Source organism: Nocardia neocaledoniensis (assembly GCF_029868625.1).
GTDB lineage: Bacteria > Actinomycetota > Actinomycetes > Mycobacteriales > Mycobacteriaceae > Nocardia > Nocardia neocaledoniensis_A.
Map to the genome: position 1 here is coordinate 1 of NZ_JARWOJ010000279.1, position 18,244 is coordinate 18,244.

Here is an 18,244-nt window from a genome sequence, read left to right on the forward strand (position 1 = left end):
GAGACCACACCGCTGACGGCGCTGGCCTGCCACACGCTGCTGCGCCGCGCGGCGATCGACGTCGGCGCCGATCCCGAAGTACACCAGCTGGTCCAGGGCGGTGCCGCGGTCGGCGAGATCCTCGTCGAGGACTCCAGGGTGGCCCTGCTCAGCGCCACCGGCTCGATCCGGATGGGTGGGACGGTCGCGCCGAAGGTGGCGGCCAGGTTCGGCCGGTGCCTGCTGGAACTCGGCGGCAACAATGCCGCGATCGTGGCGCCGAGTGCCGATCTGGAGCTGGCGGTGCGCGGCATCGTCTTCGCGGCCGCGGGGACCGCGGGCCAGCGCTGCACCTCCCTGCGCAGGCTGATCGCGCACACCTCCGTCGCCGACCAGCTCGTCGAACGCCTGGCCACCGCGTACGGCCAACTGCGCGTAGGCAATCCGCTCGACGACGGTGTGCTGGTCGGCCCGCTGATCAACGAGCGCGCCTTCACTTCGATGCAGAAGGCGCTCTCGCGCGCGGTCGACTCCGGCGGTGAGATCGTCTGCGGCGGTGAGCGGGTGGAGCTGGTCGGACCGGACGCCTATTACGTGCGACCGGCCGTCGTGCGCATGCCGGAGCAGAACGAGCTGGTCCGCGAGGAGACGTTCGCGCCGATCCTCTACGTCCTCACCTATGACGACATCGAGTCCGCGATCGCCCTGAACAACGATGTGACGCAGGGACTTTCCTCGGCGATCTTCACCCTCGACCAGCGCGAGGCCGAACTGTTCATCGCCGGATCCGATTGCGGCATCGCCAATGTCAACATCGGCACCTCCGGCGCGGAGATCGGTGGCGCGTTCGGCGGCGAGAAGCACACGGGCGGCGGCCGCGAGTCCGGGTCCGATTCGTGGAAGGCCTACATGCGCAGGGCGACCAACACCATCAACTACTCCACCGAGCTGCCGCTGGCGCAGGGCATACATTTCGGCTGATCAGGAAGCGATTTCGTCATCCGCGTCGGGCCGTGTACAGTGGTATTTACGACGCGGGATGGAGCAGCTCGGTAGCTCGCTGGGCTCATAACCCAGAGGTCGCAGGTTCAAATCCTGTTCCCGCTACTGGTCGAAAGGCCCCGGATTATTTCCGGGGCCTTTCGTCGTTCTCAGGGTTCGCCCATCCGCAGGGTCCAGGTACCGCGGTAGTGCAGGCGGGTCACGCAGCCGGGTGGGATGTCGATGCGCCAGAACGACTTCGGTGGCGCGTCGAGCACCACCAGCAGCGCCGCCCTGATCACGGCGGGATGGGTCACCGCGACGGTATCGCGGCCCGCCGAGGCGATCTCGGCCAGCCAGAACCGCGCCCGATCGACCAGATCGGTCACCGATTCCCCACGGTGCCCGCGGAATTCGGGATCGGTCAGCCACGCGAACAACTGATCCTGTGCCAGCGAGCTCATCTCGGTACCGCGCCACGAGCCCGCGTCGAGGTCGCGTAATCGCGCGTCGACCTCGCCCACCACGCCCAACGCCTCCGCGGTCTCGCGGGCCCGCCGCTCCGGCGCGGTCCGCACCTGGGCGTCGGCGGGCGGGGTGTACTGCCGCACCGCGACCCGCCGCACCGCGGCCCGCCCCGACTCGTCCAGGGGTTCGTCAACAGGGAATCGCGCCTTGCGCACCGCCTCGGTCAGGCCGTGGCCGACGAGGTCGACTCTGAGCACCGTTTGCACGAGTGCCCAGAGTAGCGCCGGTCACTGTGACGCCGTTCACCTGGACGGGTTTGTCGGTGCCGCGGTGCACACTGAAACCCATGGAACGGTTCTCACCCGCTACGGCGCAGTGGTTCGACGGGGCCTTCGCCGGGCCCACGTCGGCCCAGCTCGGCGCGTGGGACGCCATCTCCCGGGGCGAACACACGCTGGTCATCGCGCCGACCGGGTCGGGCAAGACGCTGTCGGCGTTCCTGTGGGCCATCGACCGGCTGGCCAATCGGCCCGCGCCGGAGCCGGGCGCGCCGCGCGGCACGTCGGTGCTGTACGTGTCGCCGCTCAAAGCACTGGCGGTGGACGTGGAGCGCAACCTGCGGGCACCGCTGGTGGGGGTCACCCAGACGGCGAAGCGGCTCGGACTGAATCCGCCGGAGATCTCGGTGGGTGTGCGCTCGGGTGATACGACGCCCGCGCAGCGCCGCGCCATGCAGCGCACCCCGCCCGACATCCTGATCACCACCCCGGAGTCACTGTTCCTGCTGCTCACCTCGGCCGCGCGGGAGAGCTTGGCCCAGGTCCACACGGTGATCGTCGACGAGGTGCACGCCATCGCCGGCACCAAGCGGGGCGCGCACCTGGCATTGTCGCTGGCCCGGATGGACCAGCTCACCGAGCGGCCCGCGCAACGGATCGGGCTGTCGGCGACGGTGCGCCCACCCGAGGAGGTCGGGCGGTTCCTGGTGGGGTCGGCGCCGATCAGCATCGTGCGGCCGCCCGCACCCAAGACCTTCGATCTGTCGGTGCGGGTGCCCGTGGCCGACATGACCGCCCCCGGCGACTCCGAGCAGCCCGGATCGATCTGGCCGCACGTCGACGAGGCCATCGTCGACCTGGTGCTCGAGCACCGGTCCTCGATCGTGTTCGCGAACTCGCGCCGGCTCGCCGAGCGCCTGACCGCCCGGCTCAACGAGGCCTACGCCACGCGGCTGGGTGAACCGGTGGAGACGGAGCACGCGCCGCCCGCGCAGCTCGGGCCATCCACCGAGGTGATCCACGGTGCCGACCAGCTGCTGGCACGGGCCCACCACGGGTCGGTCAGCAAGGAACAGCGGGCGATCATCGAGGACGACCTCAAGAGCGGGCGGCTGCGCTGCGTGGTCGCCACCAGCAGTCTCGAGCTCGGCATCGACATGGGCGCGGTCGACCTGGTGGTGCAGGTCGAGGCGCCGCCGTCGGTGGCCAGCGGGCTGCAGCGGGTCGGGCGGGCCGGGCACCAGGTGGGCGAGGTGTCACGTGGCGTGCTGTTCCCCAAGCACCGCACCGATGTCATCCACTGCACCGTGGCGGCCCAGCGCATGCTCGCCGGCGAGATCGAGGTGCTGCAGATTCCCGCGCACCCGCTCGATATCCTCGCCCAGCAGACCGTGGCCGCGTGCGCCCTGGAACCGATCGATGTCGACGCCTGGTTCGACATCGTCCGCGCCACCGGCAGTTACGCGAATCTGCCGCGTTCGGCCTACGAGTCCGTGCTGGATCTACTGGCCGGGCGCTACCCCTCCGACGAGTTCGCCGAGCTGCGGCCGCGCGTGGTCTGGGACCGCGACGCGGGCACGCTCACCGGGCGGCCCGGCGCGCAACGGCTGGCCGTCACCTCCGGCGGCGCCATCCCCGACCGAGGCATGTTCGCGGTCTTCATGGTGGGCGAGAAGGCCTCGCGGGTAGGCGAACTCGATGAGGAGATGGTCTACGAGTCGCGGGTCGGCGACGTGTTCGCGCTCGGCGCGACCAGTTGGCGGATCGAGGAGATCACCTTCGACCGGGTGCTGGTGACGCCCGCCTTCGGCCTGCCGGGACGGTTGCCGTTCTGGCACGGTGACGGGCTCGGCCGTCCGGCCGAATTGGGTTCCGCACTGGGCGAATTCGTACGTACCGCCGGTCAGGTGCCCGCCGATGAGTTCGCCCGCATCGTGGCCGGTATGGCCCTGGCGGATGGTGAGCCGACGCCGATGCCCGGTGTCCAGGCGCCCGGACGTCGCGGCAAGGGCGGCTCGTCCGCGAGGCCAGGTGAGGAACTCAGCAAATCCGCCGCCCGCCTGGACCAGCTGGTGCGCACGGCCGGCCTCGATCAGAACGCGACGGCCAACATGGTCGGACTGCTCGACGAACAGCGCACGGCCACCGGCCAATTGCCCACCGACCGCACCCTGATCGTCGAACGGTTCCGCGACGAGCTCGGCGACTGGCGGCTGGTGCTGCACTCCCCCTTCGGTACGCCGGTGCACGCCCCGTGGGCGCTGGCCGTCGGCGCCCGCTTGCAGGAACGCTTCGGTATCGATGCCGCGCCGACCGCGTCGGATGACGGGATCGTGGTCCGGCTCCCCGACACCACCGACGAGCCACCCGGCGCCGAACTGTTCGTCTTCGAACCCGACGAGATCGACGACATCGTCACCGAGCAGGTCGGCGGTTCGGCACTGTTCGCGTCCCGCTTCCGCGAGTGCGCGGCCAGGGCGCTGCTGCTGCCGCGCCGCGATCCCGGCAAGCGGGCGCCGCTGTGGCAGCAGCGGCAGCGCTCGGCCCAATTGCTCGATGTGGCACGCAAATTCCCGGAGTTCCCGATCCTGCTGGAGACGGTGCGCGAGTGCCTGCGCGATGTCTACGATCTGCCCTCGCTGCGCGCGCTGCTGACCAAGGTGGCGCGGCGGGAGGTCCGGTTGATCGATGTCGAGACCGCGAGCCCGTCGCCGTTCGCCAATGCCCTCCTGTTCTCGTACGTCGGCCAGTTCCTCTACGACGGTGACAGCCCCCTGGCCGAACGCCGCGCCGCCGCGTTGGCCTTGGACTCCAGCCTGCTGGCCGAACTCCTCGGCCGCGTCGAGCTCCGCGAACTCCTCGACCCCGAGGTCCTCGCCCTCACCGAACGCGAACTCCAGCGCCTCACCCCCGAACGCTGGGCCCGCGACGCCGAGGGCCTCGCCGACCTGCTGCGCCTGCTCGGCCCGCTCACCCCCACCGAGGCCTCGGCCCGCTGTGTGCGGCGCGGTGAGCACGATGGTGCCGCCCTGCTCGACGAGTCCGGCGACACCGCTGATCCTCTCGACGACTCCGATGCTCCGGCCTGGTTCGCCGAACTGCGCGATGCCCGGCGCGCGCTGGAGGTTTCCTTCGCCGGGCGCACCTGGTGGGTCGCGGTCGAGGATGCCGCGCGACTGCGCGACGCGCTGGGTGTGCCGCTGCCGATCGGGGTGCCCGCCGCTTTCATCGAGCCGGTGCCCGACCCGCTCGGCGACCTGGTCGGCCGCTACGCCCGCACCCATGCTCCGTTCACCACCGCCGACGTGGCGGCCCGGTTCGGCCTCGGCACCGCCGTGGCCGCGACCGCACTGCATCACCTGCAGGCCGAGAAGCGTGTTGTCGAGGGCGAATTCACGCCCGCCACCGCCGGAACGGAATGGTGCGACGCCCAGGTCCTGCGGCGGTTGCGCCGCCGCTCGCTGGCGGCGGCGCGGCACGAGGTGGAGCCGGTGAACACCGCCGCCTTCGGCCGCTTCCTGCCCGCCTGGCAACACGTCGGCTCCGGCGAGCTGCGTGGCATCGACGGCGTGGCAACGGTCGTGGAACAGCTCGCGGGCGTGCCGATTCCGGCATCCGCCTGGGAGTCACTGATCCTGCCGACCCGCGTCCGCGACTACTCCCCGGCGATGCTGGACGAACTGATGGCCAGCGGCGAGGTGATCTGGTCCGGGCACGGCGCGATCACCGCCAAGGACGGCTGGATCGCCCTGCACCTGGCCGATCAGGCACCGTTCACCCTGCCCCCACCCGACGACATCGATCCCACCGAGATCCAGCTCGGCCTGCTCGCCGCCCTAGGCGCCGACCTGGAACCATCGCCGCCCGCCCGCGCCGACCGGCACCCACCGGTCGATCTCGACGCGGGTGCGCGAGACGGCGCCCACGATGCCCTCGGCCGAGCGACCGGAGACACCGGCTGGCTGGACGCCGGCGGCGTGCGCGGCGATGACGGCGGCACGAACATCGAAGACGCGGCCCTGGACAGGCAGTTCATCCTGCCGACGACCCTGCGCGGCGGCGGCGCGTTCTTCTTCCGGCAGCTCTCCGATGCCACCGGCCTGCTCGACGACAAGGCCGTCGGTGATGCCCTGTGGCAGCTGGTCTGGGCGGGCTATGTCTCCGGCGACACCTTCGCCCCGGTGCGCGCGCTGCTGTCCGGGACCGCCCGCAGCACCACCGCGCACCGGACGCCGCGCCGGGCACCGCGCGGCCGCGCCTACCTGCCGCGCCCGTCCATGCCGACCCGTTCCGGCCCGCCGACACTGGCCGGTCGCTGGTCGATCCTGCCGGAACGCGTGCAGGACAACACTCTTCGTGCCCACGCCACCGCCGACCAGCTGCTGGAACGCTATGGGGTGCTGACGCGCGGATCGGTCCAGAACGAAGGCGTGCCGGGCGGTTTCGCGCTCATGTACCGGGTACTCACCGAATTCGAGGACCGCGGCCGATGCCGTCGCGGCTATTTCGTCGACACCCTCGGCGGTGCCCAGTTCTCCACCACCGACACCGTCGACCGCTTGCGCTCGTTCGACACCGACCGTGGAGCCGCCCAGCCCGGCGCCGCGCTGGCCATGGCCGCCTGTGATCCCGCGAACCCGTACGGCGCGGCCCTGCCGTGGCCGAAGGGCCACGCCGAGGGTGGGCATCGTCCCGGCCGCAAGGCGGGTGCCCTGGTGGTACTGGTCGGCGGCGAGCTGGTGCTCTATGTCGAGCGCGGCGGCAAGACGCTGCTGAGCTTCACCGAGGATCCCGGGCTGCGCCGCACCGCCGCGGTCGCGCTCGCCGGCCTGGTGCACGACCGCCGCGTCGACAGCCTGGTGATCGACAAGGCCAACGGGGAGTCCGTGCACGGCAACACCTTCGCCGATGTCCTCGTGGAAGCGGGCTTCTCGATGACGCCGCGCGGATTGCGCCTGCGCAGGCAGGTGTAGCCGCATGCCCGAGGGCGACACCGTGTTCCGCACCGCCGAGCGCCTGCGCGCGGCGCTGGCCGGAAAGACGCTCACCCGCAGCGATTTCCGCGTCCCCCGCTACGCCACGGTGGACCTCGTCGGCGATCTCGTGACCGAGGTCGGCAGCTACGGCAAACACCTGTTCATCCGCACCGACAGGTTCAGCATCCACACCCATCTCAAGATGGAGGGCGAGTGGCGGGTGTTCCATTGCGGTCAGCGCTGGACCAAGCCGCGTGTCACCGCCCGGCTGGTGCTCGCCAACGACGAGGTCGAGGCCGTCGGTTTCGCGCTCGGCAAGGTACAGGTGCTGCCGCGCAGCGAGGAACACACCGTCATCGACCACCTCGGCCCCGATCTGCTCGGCCCGAACTGGGACGCGGGCGAGGCGCTGCGCAGGCTCGAGACCCATCCCCGCCGCGCCATCGGCCTCGCCCTGCTCGACCAGCGCAACCTGGCCGGAATCGGCAACATCTACCGCAGCGAGATCTGCTTCCTGCGCCGCGTACACCCGGTCACCCCGGTCGGCGACATCGCCGACTTGCCCGCGCTCGTCGACGAAGCCCATCGAGTCCTGGGCAAAGCCGCGCACGAGCCACCGTGGCGGCCCATGGTCTACGGCCGCACCCGACGCCCCTGCCCCCGCTGCGGCACCGCCATCGTCTCCCGGCTGCTCGGCGAGGACGACCCCGCCGACCGCATCACCCAGCGCGAACGCGGCATCTACTTCTGCCCCCGCTGCCAACCCGAACCCAATAACTAGACCGGTCGTCATACTCGAGCTACGCTCGGGGAGTGACTCCACGCACGGATTCCCGGCAGCGCTTCCTCGACGCGGCCGCCGACCTGTTCCACACCCAGGGCTACCACGCCACCGGCGTCAATCAGCTGGTCAGCGCGGGCGGTGCGCCCAAGGGCTCCTTCTACTTCCATTTCCCCGGCGGCAAGGAACAGCTCGCCGCCGAGGCGCTCGTCCAATCGGCCGACGCGCTGCGCGAACTGCTCGCGGCCGCACTCGCGCAGGGCGACGTCGACGGCGTGTTCGACGCGCTCGGCGCGATGCTCACCGACTCGGACTTCCAGCGCGGCTGCCCGATCGCCACCATCGCGCTCGACGCGGGCGGTGACAGCGAACCGATCCGCGAAGCCTGCGTCACCGGCTTCGAATCCTGGCGTACCGCCATCGAGGAGTTCCTGCGCGTCAAGGGAATTCCGGACGTTCGCGCCGGCGAACTGGCCACCGTCGCACTGGCCCTGATCGAGGGCGGGCTCCTGCTGGCCCGCACCCGCCGCGACCTCACCCCCCTGCGCACGGTCGCCGACCACCTGCGCGCCACTCTCGAACGGGAGCTCTCCTGATGCGTATCCATCACCTCGACGGCGGCACCCTGCGGCCCTTCGGCGGGCGCCTGCTCGACGGTGTCGGCGGCCTCACCCGCCGTGCCGAAATGGTCTGCCACTGCGTGCTGATCGAACTCGACGACCGCCTCGTCCTCATCGAGACGGGCATCGGCGAAGGCTCGGTGCGCAGGCCCGACGCCTGGCTCGGCCGCCGCTTCATCCGGATGACCCGACCCGTCCTCGACCTGGAAGGCACGGTGGCCCGCCGGATCGAGGCCCTCGGCTACCGGCGCGAGGACGTCACCGACATCGTCGTCACGCACCTCGATCTCGACCACGCCGGCGGGCTCGCCGATTTCCCACGGGCGAAGGTCCATGTCTACGGCGAGGAACTGCGCGCCCTCGACGGCCACTACGGGCCACGCGAGAAGTTCCGTTACCGGGCAGCGCAATTCGAGCACGGACCACGCTGGGAGAGCTATGACGAACTGGGCGAGCCCTGGTTCGGCTTCGGCGCCGTGCGCCAATTGCGCGGCCTCCCGGCGGAATTGCTGATCATCCCGCTGGCCGGGCACACGCGTGGGCACGCGGGCGTCGCGATCGACACCGGCGCGGGCTGGAAGTTCTCCGTCGGCGACGCGTACTTTCATCCCGGCCAGCTCGATCTGGAGCACCCGCACCAGCCGCCCGCGGCGGCGCTGTTCGAACGCCTGGTGCAGACCGTTCCCGCCGCGCGCATCGACAACCAGGAGCGGCTCCGCGAGCTCCTGCGCGGCCACGGCGACGAGGTCGCGGTGTTCTGCGCGCACAATGCGGTGGAACTGCGCCGATTGCAGGGCGTCGGCGTCTGATTCGCTGTGGTCGGGGCGCACGACGGCGTACTGCCCGCCGTGGTGCGCTCAGCGGTCCTGCGGCACCGGCTCCAGCAGTTGCGGCCGCGGCTCCGGCGCCGCGGCCCGCAGCGCGTCGGCGGAGGCGTCGTCGGGCTGGGTCTGGGATTCGATCTCGGCCCTGACCCGCGCCTGGTAGGTGGCCACCTCGCGGTCGATCTCGTCGGCATCCCACCCGAGGACCGGCGCGACGAGGTGGGCGACCTGCTCGGCGCAGTGCGCACCCCGATCCGGATATTCGATGGAGATGCGGGTGCGCCGGGCCAGGATGTCGTCCAGATGCAGCGCGCCCTCGGCCGCGGCGGCATACACGGCCTCGACCTGGAGATAGGCGGGCGCGTCGGTGATCGGTTGCAGCAGTTCGGGTTTGCCGACGGCCAGCGAGAGCACCTCGTCGACCACCGAGCCGTAGCGGTCGAGCAGGTGTGTCATCCGGTAGGGGTGCACGCCGTAGTGCTCGGCCAGCTGCACGGTCTGGTTCACCAGGGCGAAGTAGCCGTCGGCGCCGAGCAGGGCCACCTTCTCGGTGATCGATGGCGATACCCGCGCCGGAATGTCCTGTGCCGCTTCGTCCATCGCGTCGGCGGCCATCACCCGATAGGTGGTGTACTTGCCGCCCGCGATGCTCACCAGTCCCGGCGCGACCCGGGCCACGGCATGCTCGCGGGACAGCTTGGAGGTCTCGTCGCTCTCGCCGGCCAGCAGCGGACGCAGCCCCGCGTAGACGCCGTCGATGTCGGCGTGGGTGAGCGGGGTGACCAGCACCTCGTTGACCCGGTCCAGCAGATAGTCGATGTCGGCCTTGGTGGCCGCGGGATGGGCGAGGTCCAGATTCCAGTCGGTGTCGGTGGTGCCGATGATCCAGTGCGCGCCCCACGGAATGACGAACAGCACCGAGGTGGCCGTGCGCAGAATGATCGCCGCGTCGCTGACGATCCGGTCCCGCGGCACCACGATGTGCACGCCCTTGGACGCCCGCACATGGAATCGGCCGCGTTGCCGGGACAGGCTCTGCACCTCGTCGGTCCACACGCCGGTCGCGTTGATCACCACGTTCGCGCGCGCCTCGCCGGTGCGCCCGTCCTCGGTGTCGCGCAGCTTCACGCCGACCACCCGGTCGGCTTCCCGGAGCAGCCCGACGACCTGGGTGGAGGTGCGGATGACGGCGCCGTAGTGGGCGGCGGTACGGGCCACGGTCATGGTGTGGCGGGCGTCGTCGACGACGGTGTCGTAGTAGGTGACACCGCCGATCATCGAGTCCCTGCGCAGGCCGGGCGCCAGCCGCAGCGCGCCGTGCCTGGTCAGATGATGCTGTCCCGGAACGGATTTCGCGCCGCCCATGGTGTCGTAGAGGGTCAGACCCGCGGCGACGTACGGGCGCTCCCAGATCCGGTGGGTGAGCGGGTACAGGAACCGCAGCGGCTTCACCAGGTGCGGCGCCAGCGTCGACAGCGCCAGCTCGCGTTCCCTGAGCGCCTCCCGGACCAGACCGAATTCGAGCTGTTCGAGATAGCGCAGCCCGCCGTGGAACATCTTCGACGAGCGGCTCGACGTGCCGGAGGCCAGATCGCGGGCCTCCACGAGCGCCACCGACAGGCCGCGGGTCGCCGCGTCGAGCGCGATCCCGGCGCCGACGACGCCGCCGCCGATGACCAGCACGTCGAACTGGTCCTTGCCCAGGCGTTCCCAGGCGGTGCGGCGCTGCTCGGGGCCGAGCTGCCCCGGGCCGAGCCGGGAACCGCCCGCGACCAACTCCCCCGGGTGCAGGAACGGGAACTCCGGTGTCTGCGACATGCTGGACTCCTCGCCGACCGGGCGGCCGGTTCAGCCGACAGTGGGTGGGCGCCGGGCCACGTCCGGCACCGCTGCGTACAGGCTAAACGTAGTGCCTGCAAGGCGCGCGGGACGCTCACGGCGCGGGCGTGGCAGCCACGTTCGACGAAGACGGGGTCGGTGAGTCCCTACGCCGAAGCTCGCGACTGCGGCCGTGGGACCGGTGGACTTGGGTAGCCTGCTCCAATGCGTCGCTATGTGGCCGCCATCGATCAGGGCACGACTTCGAGTCGGTGCATCGTCTTCGATCGGCAGGGCCGGATCGTCGGGACCGCGCAGCGGGAACATCGGCAGATTTTCCCGAAGCCGGGCTGGGTCGAGCACGATCCGGTGGAGGTGTGGCGCAATACCGAATGGGTGCTCGGGGCGGCGCTGGGCAACAGCGGCTGTTCGGCCGGCGACCTGGCCGCCATCGGCATCACCAACCAGCGGGAGACGACTGTCGTCTGGGATCGCGCCACCGGGGAACCGGTCTACAACGCGATCGTCTGGCAGGACACCCGCACCGATCAGCTGTGCACCGAACTCGCCGGTGACCAGGGCCCGCAGCGCTACGCCGACCGCACCGGACTGCCGCTGTCGACCTATTTCGCCGGGCCGAAGCTGCGCTGGATCCTCGACAATGTCGACGGTGTGCGGGCCAGGGCCGAGGCGGGTGACCTGTGCTTCGGCACGATGGACACCTGGGTGCTCTGGAAACTGACCGGTGAGCACCTCACCGACGTCACCAACGCCTCGCGCACCATGCTGATGGATCTGCGCACCCTGCAATGGGATTCGCGGATCTGCGCCGAGTTCGACATCCCGATGTCGCTGCTGCCGCGGATCCGCAGTTCCTCGGAGGTCTACGCCGAGATCACCGCGGGACCGTTCGCGGGTGCTCCCGTCGCCGGCATTCTCGGCGATCAGCAGGCGGCCACCTTCGGCCAGGCCTGCCTGTCCCCCGGCGAAGCCAAGAACACCTACGGCACAGGCAATTTCATGCTGCTCAACACCGGGACGACGCCGGTGTTCAGCAAGCACGGTCTGCTCACCACCGCCTGCTACCAGCTCGGTGACGCACCGGCCGTCTACGCGTTGGAAGGGTCGATCGCCGTCACCGGGTCGCTGGTGCAGTGGCTGCGCGACAATCTCGGCATCATCGCCTCGGCGGCCGAGGTCGAGCCGCTGGCCCGTAGCGTCGAGGACAACGGCGGCGCCTACTTCGTGCCCGCGTTCTCGGGGCTGTTCGCGCCGCGCTGGCGGCCCGACGCCCGCGGCGTCATCGCCGGGCTCACCCGATTCGTCACGAAGGCCCATTTGGCCAGGGCCGCACTGGAATCCACCGCCTTCCAGACACGCGAGGTGGTCGATGCCATGCGCGCCGACGCCGCCGCCCAGCACCTCGATCTGGAACTGACCACCCTCAAAGTCGACGGCGGTATGACCGGCAACGACCTGCTCATGCAGTTCCAGGCCGACATCCTGGACGTCCCGGTCGTACGCCCCGTCGTCAGCGAGACCACCGCCCTCGGCGCCGCCTACGCCGCGGGCCTGGCCGTCGGCTACTGGTCCGGCCTCGACGACCTGCGCGCCAACTGGATCGCCGACCACACCTGGACACCGTCGATGCCCGACCCCGAACGCACCCAGCGCTACACCGAATGGAACAAGGCCGTAGAACGCACCTACGGCTGGGTCTGAGCTACGCGAGGCCGTCGAGCAGAGCGGCCAGCTCGCGCGCCCGCAGGACGACACCCGCGTGGCCGGCGGCCAGGCTGTGCACATCGAAAGGGTTGTCCGGGGTGAGGCGGTCCGCGTCGGCAATCATCCTGGTGACCAGCGCGGCGGACAGGACGTTGTCCTCGGTGAGTCTGATGTAGCTGCGCGGCACCCGACCCCAGCGTTCGGCGCCGACACGGGCATCGGCGAACTGGGTCTGCGCGCCGTCCTCGTGCTGCATCCCGAAATTCAGGATCGCCAGCGTCTGTGCCAAGGTGGCCTCGGGCATGTTGACGCGCCGGAAATCTTCGACGGCCTCGGGCAGCTGCGCGAGCGCCATCGCACTGGGCGCCTCGGCCGTGGTCGGGCAGAATGCGGAGAGGTAGACGAGCCGCTGGATGCCGTCCGGAATCTCCTCCGCCACCAGCTGATTGAAACGTGTTTCACTGGCGGTGATGAAGTCGCGAGGCGAGGAGATGCCATGGGTGGACGGCCGGCCGGGCGGGTCACGGTGATCAGCGGGGCCGCGTCGGGGACGGGAGCCGTGCACGCGCGGGCGTTCGTCGTCGACGGCGGGGCGACCGGGGGCAGAGCATGAGCGCCGAACGGGAGATCACCGCGCCGGTCGAGCTGTGCCGGCCGGACGGCCTGCTCGACCCCGACGCCGTCGGGTGGTCCCGAAAACCCCTGCACCGTGCCGGGCTTCGGGGCTGGGGCCGCCGCAAGCGCTGGGAGTACTGGGGCATCATCACGCCGCGCCACATCATCGGCATCGTCGTCTCCTCCCTCGATTACGCCGGACTGCACGGGATCTACGTGCTCGACCGCGCCACAGGCGAGGAATTCACCCGCGACGCCGTCGTTCCCTTCGCGCGGGGAACGACACTGGCCGACCGCAGTGGCGAGGGCGTGAGTGTGGCGCGCGGCGGCGGCATCGAGATCACCCTGACCGACGATGCGGCGGGAACCGGCATCGAGGCGAGCGCGGCGGGCGTGCGGCTCTCGGCCGTGGTGCCCCGCCCACCCGAACACGAATCGCTCGGTGTCGTGGTGCCGTGGAGCCGAAAGCGCTTCCAGTACACGGTCAAAGACGTGGGCAGACGCGCCGCCGGAACGCTGACACTCGGACAGCGGGAATACGCCTTCGACGATGCCTTCGCGGTGCTGGACCACGGCCGCGGCAAGTGGCCGTACGCGATCACCTGGAACTGGGCCGCAGGCGGCAAGCCCGGGCTCGGCATCCAGCTGGGCGGCCGATGGACCGACGGCACCGGCAGCACCGAGAACGCGCTGATCGTCGACGGCCGCCTGCACAAGATCGGCGACGAACTGCGATGGCACTACGACCGCGAGCACTGGACCGCGCCGTGGCACATCACCGGTGACCGGGTCGACGTCGAGTTCCAGCCGTTCCACGAGCGGGTCGCCGCCGCGAACCTGCTCGTGGTCGCCGGCGAAACACACCAGTGCTTCGGGCATTTCACCGGCCGCGCCCGCACCGACGACGGACGCTGGCTGGATCTGGACGGGATGGTCGGCTGGGCCGAGGAGGCCCGCAACCGCTGGTGAGGATCAGGCCCGGACCGGCAGGTCCGGTCCGGACAGCACGCAGGTGGTGCGGCTGAAGATCGACGGCATGCACTGGTTGCAGTGCGTACACAGGGACGGCGCGCGCTCGTCGGCCTGGATGCGCAGCAACAGATCGGGCTGACGCAGCAGGGCACGGCCCATGGCGACGAACTCGAAACCCTCGGCCATCGCCAGCCGCATCGACTCGGCCGAGGTGATGCCGCCGAGCAGGACCAGCGGCATCTTCAGCTCGTACCGGAACTGGCGGGCCAGATCCAGCATGTACGCCTCCCGGTAGGGGTATTCGCGGAGGAAGAACCGCCCTCCCAGCCGCATTCCCCAGCGCATCGGCCCCTGGAAGGCCTTGGCGAAGGCCGCGCGCGGCGCCTCGCCGTGAAACAGGTACATCGGGTTGAGCAGCGAGCTACCGATGGTGAGCTCCAGAGCGTCGAGCGTGCCGTCGCCCTCGAGCCACCGGCCGATCTGCAGGCTTTCCGCGAGCCGCAGTCCGCCGACCACGCCGTCGTCCATGTTCAGTTTCGCCAGCACCGCGATCCGGTCACCGACCGCCTCCCGCACGGCGTGGGCGACCTCGCGGGCCAGGCGGGCGCGGTTGGCCAGGCTGCCGCCGTAGCCGTCCCGGCGACGGTTCAGCAGGGGGCTGAAGAAGGAACTGATCAGGTAGTTGTGTCCGAAATGCAGTTCCACGGCGTCGAATCCGGCGGATTCGGCGGTCAGCGCGGCGTCGGCGAAGGCACGGATCACGCGCTGGATCTCGGCGGTGTCGGGCCGCACGGTCCACGCCGTACCCAGCGGGCTGAACAGCCGGCTCGGCGACAGCGCGGGCAGCCGGTTCGACGCCGCGTTGGCCACCGGACCGGCATGCCCGATCTGCGCGCTGGCGGCGGCGCCCTCGGCGTGGATGGCGGCGGTGAGCTGCCGCAGCCCCGGCACGGCCTCGGGACGCATCCAGATCTGGTGGCGGTCCGTGCGACCTTCCGGGGCGACCGCGCAGTAGGCCACGGTGGTCATCCCGACTCCGCCCGCGGCGTGTGCCCGATGGAATTCGATCAGGTCATCGGTGACCAGCGCGTCGGGCGTGCGACCTTCGAAGGTCGCGGCCTTGATCACCCGGTTGCGCAGCGTCAGCGGCCCGAGCTGAGCGGGCGCGAATACCGTGTTCATCAGGACTCCAAACCAGCGGTGACGAACGCGCGCAGCGAGCTGACCGTGCGCGCGGAAAGGACACGATCGTCGGCGAGCGGTGCGCCGAACTGACCGAGGATGAGGTCGAAGGCCAGCATCCAGCGCGTGCGTGCCTCGTGCTCGGACAGCTCGGGGCGCCGGTGGCGCAGCAACTCCACGAACGGGTCGAGGGTGAACCAGCGCGCGGTCCAGGCGATGTCCTGACGGCTCGACACCAGCCGGGACAGCAGCCGGATGTGCAACCGGCCGATCGGGTCGTCGGCCAGGCCGACCAGCGGATCGATGATCGCCGACACGCATTCGGCGACCGTGGCGCCGCGCGCGTCGAGATCGTCCATCGACGACTCCCACAGCGGCCCGAGCCTGCTCTGCAGCAGCGCCGCGACCAGGGCTTCCTTGGAACCGAAGTGATAGTGCACGGCCGCCGGGTTCGCCTCGGCGGCGGCGCACACCGCCCGGACGGAGACGCGCTCGTAGCCCGATTCGAGGAGCAGGCGCTCAGCCGCCGTCAGCAGCCGTTCCCTGGTCGTGTACTCGGCTTGTCGCACCCCGTCAGTAGAACACGTTTCAATCAACGATTCAATCGTTGATTGAACACGAGCTCACCGCGCGGCCGAGTCGAGCCTGCCGATCGCCGCGGCCAGCACGGCCTCGTCGGAGGTGGTGAAGCACAGCCGCATCGAGTGGCGGTACCCGTTCCCGACGGCGAAGGCCGCGCCGGGCACGTAGGCGACACCGGCATCGAGCGCGCGTGGCAGCAGTTCGGCGGTGTCGGTGCCATCGGTGAAATCGGCCCAGACGAACATGCCGCCGGTGGCGTCGGTGCAGCTCACACGGTCACCGAAGGTGGTGCGGACCGCGTCGACCAGGGACTTGGCGCGGGCTCCGTAGGCGGTGCGGACCGAAGTCACGTGGGCGGCGAGCCAGTCGGTGTCGGTGAGCAGATCCGTGACGATGCGGTGCGTGAGGGCGGAACCACACAGATCCGCGCCCTGCTTGAGCAGTTCCACCGCGCGACAAACCCGGTCGGGGGCGACCATCCAGCCGACACGGAGGGCGGGCGCGAGAATCTTCGACACGCTGGAGAGCCGGATCACCTGGGGCGAGTAGGCGGCGATCGGCGCCGGCGCGGGCTGGTCGAACCACAGTTCGCCGTAGGGGTCGTCCTCGATGATCCAGAACCCGTGCGCCTCAGCGAGTTCCGCCAGGCGACGGCGCCGCTCGGGCGCGAGCGTGACGCCACCGGGGTTGTGGAAATTGGAGACCGTGTGGACCACCGCGGGACGCTCGCCCGCCGCCAGCAGCTCCTCCAGCGCGTCCACCCGCATGCCGTCCCGATCCAGCGGCACCGCGACGATGCGCGCGCCCGCGGCCCGGAACACCTGCAGCGCACCGACATACGCGGGATCCTCGACGATCACCAGCGCGCCGGGATCGAGCAGCACCTCGGCGAGCAGCGACAGCGCCTGCTGCGAGCCATGGGTGATGAACACCTCGGCCTCCGGGACCGGGCGCCCGATCCGGGCGGTCTCCCTGGCCGCGAGCACGGCGCGCAGCGCGGGCCAGCCGGGCGACTCGGTGTACTGCAGGACCGCGGCGTCGTCCAGCGCGGCCGCCGCCGCGGCGGCGATCCGCGCACGCGGCATCAGCGCGGCATCCGGCAGGCCACCGGCGAGGCTGATGACATCGGCGCGCGCGGTGAGCTTGAGCAGGTCCCTGATCGCCGAGCTCTGCAGACCCGCGAGCTTGCCCGCCAACGCTGGAGTGGTCTGCGACATGGGAACCTCCGGGGACGACAAGGGAAGCAATCATCCTACGATTGCATATCATCCACCAGAATGTGAAATTGCAGTCCCAAACATTGAGACACTAGCGTGCGGTGATCGACTTGACCTGCCACTTTCCATCAGTGTTGGTGGTGACGATCTCCTGCTTGTACACGATGGCCGAGCCGTCGGGATGCCACTCGCGCAGTTCCACGTCGTAGCGGCCGACCGAGGTCTCGCGCATCCGCACGCAGTGCGTGGACCCGGCGGGGATCAGGTCGTCGATCGCCTTCTGGATCGTCTCGGCGGGCGAGATGTTCTCGGCGTCGGGTGCCACGTACTCGCGCACCTTGGCGCCGGAACGGTCGACATAGAAGGCGTACTGGAAGCCGAGGATCGCCTTGGCGCCCGACGAGGTGTCGCCGGGGCCGTTACCCACGGTGACCGCCTGCTCCGACATCGCCTTGCACTCGGTGGGCGAGGCGACCGACGGGATCGGCGCCGCTGTCACGCCAGGGTCCTCGCCGCCACCGCGCTTGACCAGCCCGATCGTCAGCACCAGGGCGACCACGAGCAGCACCGCCGCGGCCGCGCCGCCGATGATCCAGCGCAGCCGCCGATCGGATTCCTTGGCCTTGCTCTGCTCGGCGACGGGCGGGACGGGGTTCTTCGGCGCGAGGCGCCGCGCGATCGGGTCGTCGGCCCACGACAGCCCGGCCTCCGGCGGCTTGGGCACCGCACCGCCCTCGTCGGGGCTGTTCCACCAGGCCTTGTCCTCGGCGTCGTCGGCGCCGGGGGCGCGCTCGGGCTGGCGCACGATGTCGGGGGTGGACATGCGGACGGTCTCCGGCGACGGTTCCGCGGCCGGAGCCTGGGCGCGCTGACCCGGCTTGTCGCGCCGGATCACCTCGGTGGCCTCGCGACCGGAGGTCACCGGGACCGAGTCACCGAACGGCGAACTGTCCCTGCGCTCGCCACTGAACCGAACGGTCTGGTCCTCGGACGGCGCGGAGACTCGCGGGTCGGGCGCGCCGAAGGGCGACGCGTCAGGGGCGCGCGGCGGCACCGGCGGCGGCGTGGCGACCGCGTCACCGAAGACCGACGTCGGCGCGGAACGCGGCGGCTGCACCGGACCGCGCGGCGGCATGGTGGGCGGACCCGGCGGCGGGGGCACCGGAAGTGTCCCGGCGACGGGCCCCCCCAACGGCCCCCGCGCCTGGATCGGCGGCCCCCGCACC

General features: G+C 70.7%; 14 protein-coding genes and 1 tRNA gene. 8 read left to right on the top strand and 7 right to left on the bottom strand.

Annotated features, from left to right (window positions below; genetic code table 11):
- Both QH270_RS21215 and QH270_RS21220 read left to right on the top strand, forming a co-directional pair.
- On the top strand, positions 1-960 hold a 960-nt coding region (locus QH270_RS21215; RefSeq protein ID WP_280345224.1), incomplete at its 5' end, for an aldehyde dehydrogenase family protein.
- Positions 961-1,012: 52 nt separating this feature from the next.
- Positions 1,013-1,086: transfer RNA gene (locus QH270_RS21220), tRNA-Met, on the top strand.
- A gap of 44 nt (positions 1,087-1,130) precedes the next feature.
- Here the strand turns inward: QH270_RS21220 and QH270_RS21225 are convergent.
- The gene (locus QH270_RS21225; protein WP_280345227.1) at positions 1,131-1,694 is read right to left on the bottom strand and encodes a histidine phosphatase family protein; all 564 of its coding nucleotides are present in this window, start codon (positions 1,692-1,694) and stop codon (positions 1,131-1,133) included.
- An 80-nt stretch (positions 1,695-1,774) separates the two neighbouring features.
- On the opposite strand from QH270_RS21225, the gene QH270_RS21230 reads away from it, so the two are divergent.
- Genes QH270_RS21230 through QH270_RS21245 form a run of 4 tightly spaced genes read left to right on the top strand, consistent with a single transcriptional unit; the run spans position 1,775 to position 8,892 of the window.
- Positions 1,775-6,679 (top strand): ATP-dependent helicase, encoded by a 4,905-nt coding sequence (locus tag QH270_RS21230; protein ID WP_280345230.1) that lies wholly within the window; start codon positions 1,775-1,777, stop codon positions 6,677-6,679.
- A 4-nt stretch (positions 6,680-6,683) separates the two neighbouring features.
- The gene (locus tag QH270_RS21235; RefSeq protein ID WP_280345233.1) at positions 6,684-7,463 is read left to right on the top strand and encodes an Fpg/Nei family DNA glycosylase; all 780 of its coding nucleotides are present in this window, start codon (positions 6,684-6,686) and stop codon (positions 7,461-7,463) included.
- 32 nt (positions 7,464-7,495) lie between these two features.
- Complete coding sequence (locus QH270_RS21240; RefSeq protein WP_280345236.1) at positions 7,496-8,059, top strand: TetR/AcrR family transcriptional regulator; 564 nt, start codon at positions 7,496-7,498, stop codon at positions 8,057-8,059.
- Positions 8,059-8,892, top strand: coding sequence for an MBL fold metallo-hydrolase (locus tag QH270_RS21245; protein ID WP_280345240.1), 834 nt, complete (start codon positions 8,059-8,061; stop codon positions 8,890-8,892). Before QH270_RS21240 ends, QH270_RS21245 begins: the two co-directional genes overlap by 1 nt.
- A 48-nt stretch (positions 8,893-8,940) precedes the next feature.
- Here QH270_RS21245 and glpD read toward each other — a convergent pair whose 3' ends face one another.
- Positions 8,941-10,725, bottom strand: a complete 1,785-nt coding sequence (gene glpD / locus QH270_RS21250; RefSeq protein ID WP_280345243.1) for a glycerol-3-phosphate dehydrogenase — start codon at positions 10,723-10,725, stop codon at positions 8,941-8,943.
- Between the two features lie 225 nt (positions 10,726-10,950).
- On the opposite strand from glpD, the gene glpK reads away from it, so the two are divergent.
- Positions 10,951-12,447 carry a glycerol kinase GlpK gene (gene glpK / locus QH270_RS21255; protein ID WP_280345245.1) on the top strand — a complete coding sequence of 499 codons (1,497 nt, stop codon included), beginning with the start codon at positions 10,951-10,953 and terminating at the stop codon, positions 12,445-12,447.
- 1 nt (position 12,448) lies between these two features.
- Here glpK and QH270_RS21260 read toward each other — a convergent pair whose 3' ends face one another.
- A complete protein-coding gene (locus QH270_RS21260) occupies positions 12,449-12,889 on the bottom strand; it encodes a hypothetical protein (protein WP_280345247.1) in 441 nt (146 codons plus the stop codon).
- A gap of 170 nt (positions 12,890-13,059) precedes the next feature.
- On the opposite strand from QH270_RS21260, the gene QH270_RS21265 reads away from it, so the two are divergent.
- Complete coding sequence (locus tag QH270_RS21265; protein WP_280345249.1) at positions 13,060-14,034, top strand: DUF2804 domain-containing protein; 975 nt, start codon at positions 13,060-13,062, stop codon at positions 14,032-14,034.
- Positions 14,035-14,037: 3 nt separating this feature from the next.
- On the opposite strand, the gene QH270_RS21270 is transcribed toward QH270_RS21265, so the two are convergent.
- The 4 genes from QH270_RS21270 to QH270_RS21285 form a co-directional block, all read right to left on the bottom strand.
- The gene (locus QH270_RS21270; RefSeq protein ID WP_280345251.1) at positions 14,038-15,219 is read right to left on the bottom strand and encodes an NADH:flavin oxidoreductase; all 1,182 of its coding nucleotides are present in this window, start codon (positions 15,217-15,219) and stop codon (positions 14,038-14,040) included.
- Positions 15,219-15,788 carry a TetR/AcrR family transcriptional regulator gene (locus QH270_RS21275; protein WP_280345254.1) on the bottom strand — a complete coding sequence of 190 codons (570 nt, stop codon included), beginning with the start codon at positions 15,786-15,788 and terminating at the stop codon, positions 15,219-15,221. The genes QH270_RS21270 and QH270_RS21275 overlap by 1 nt, the downstream gene beginning before the upstream one ends.
- A gap of 54 nt (positions 15,789-15,842) precedes the next feature.
- The gene (locus QH270_RS21280; RefSeq protein WP_280345257.1) at positions 15,843-17,018 is read right to left on the bottom strand and encodes a PLP-dependent aminotransferase family protein; all 1,176 of its coding nucleotides are present in this window, start codon (positions 17,016-17,018) and stop codon (positions 15,843-15,845) included.
- Between the two features lie 91 nt (positions 17,019-17,109).
- Positions 17,110-18,244: hypothetical protein (locus tag QH270_RS21285; protein WP_280345262.1), on the bottom strand; the 1,135-nt coding region annotated here is incomplete at its 5' end.

What these genes read in the sequence shown, in the direction of transcription:
- QH270_RS21270 (WP_280345251.1), bottom strand. Translation starts at nt 15,219, where the DNA reads ATGAACACGGTATTCGCGCCCGCTCAGCTCGGGCCGCTGACGCTGCGC.
- QH270_RS21245 (WP_280345240.1), top strand. Translation starts at nt 8,059, where the DNA reads ATGCGTATCCATCACCTCGACGGCGGCACCCTGCGGCCCTTCGGCGGG.
- QH270_RS21235 (WP_280345233.1), top strand. Translation starts at nt 6,684, where the DNA reads ATGCCCGAGGGCGACACCGTGTTCCGCACCGCCGAGCGCCTGCGCGCG.
- glpK (WP_280345245.1), top strand. Translation starts at nt 10,951, where the DNA reads ATGCGTCGCTATGTGGCCGCCATCGATCAGGGCACGACTTCGAGTCGG.
- QH270_RS21265 (WP_280345249.1), top strand. Translation starts at nt 13,060, where the DNA reads ATGAGCGCCGAACGGGAGATCACCGCGCCGGTCGAGCTGTGCCGGCCG.
- glpD (WP_280345243.1), bottom strand. Translation starts at nt 10,725, where the DNA reads ATGTCGCAGACACCGGAGTTCCCGTTCCTGCACCCGGGGGAGTTGGTC.
- QH270_RS21230 (WP_280345230.1), top strand. Translation starts at nt 1,775, where the DNA reads ATGGAACGGTTCTCACCCGCTACGGCGCAGTGGTTCGACGGGGCCTTC.
- QH270_RS21280 (WP_280345257.1), bottom strand. Translation starts at nt 17,018, where the DNA reads ATGTCGCAGACCACTCCAGCGTTGGCGGGCAAGCTCGCGGGTCTGCAG.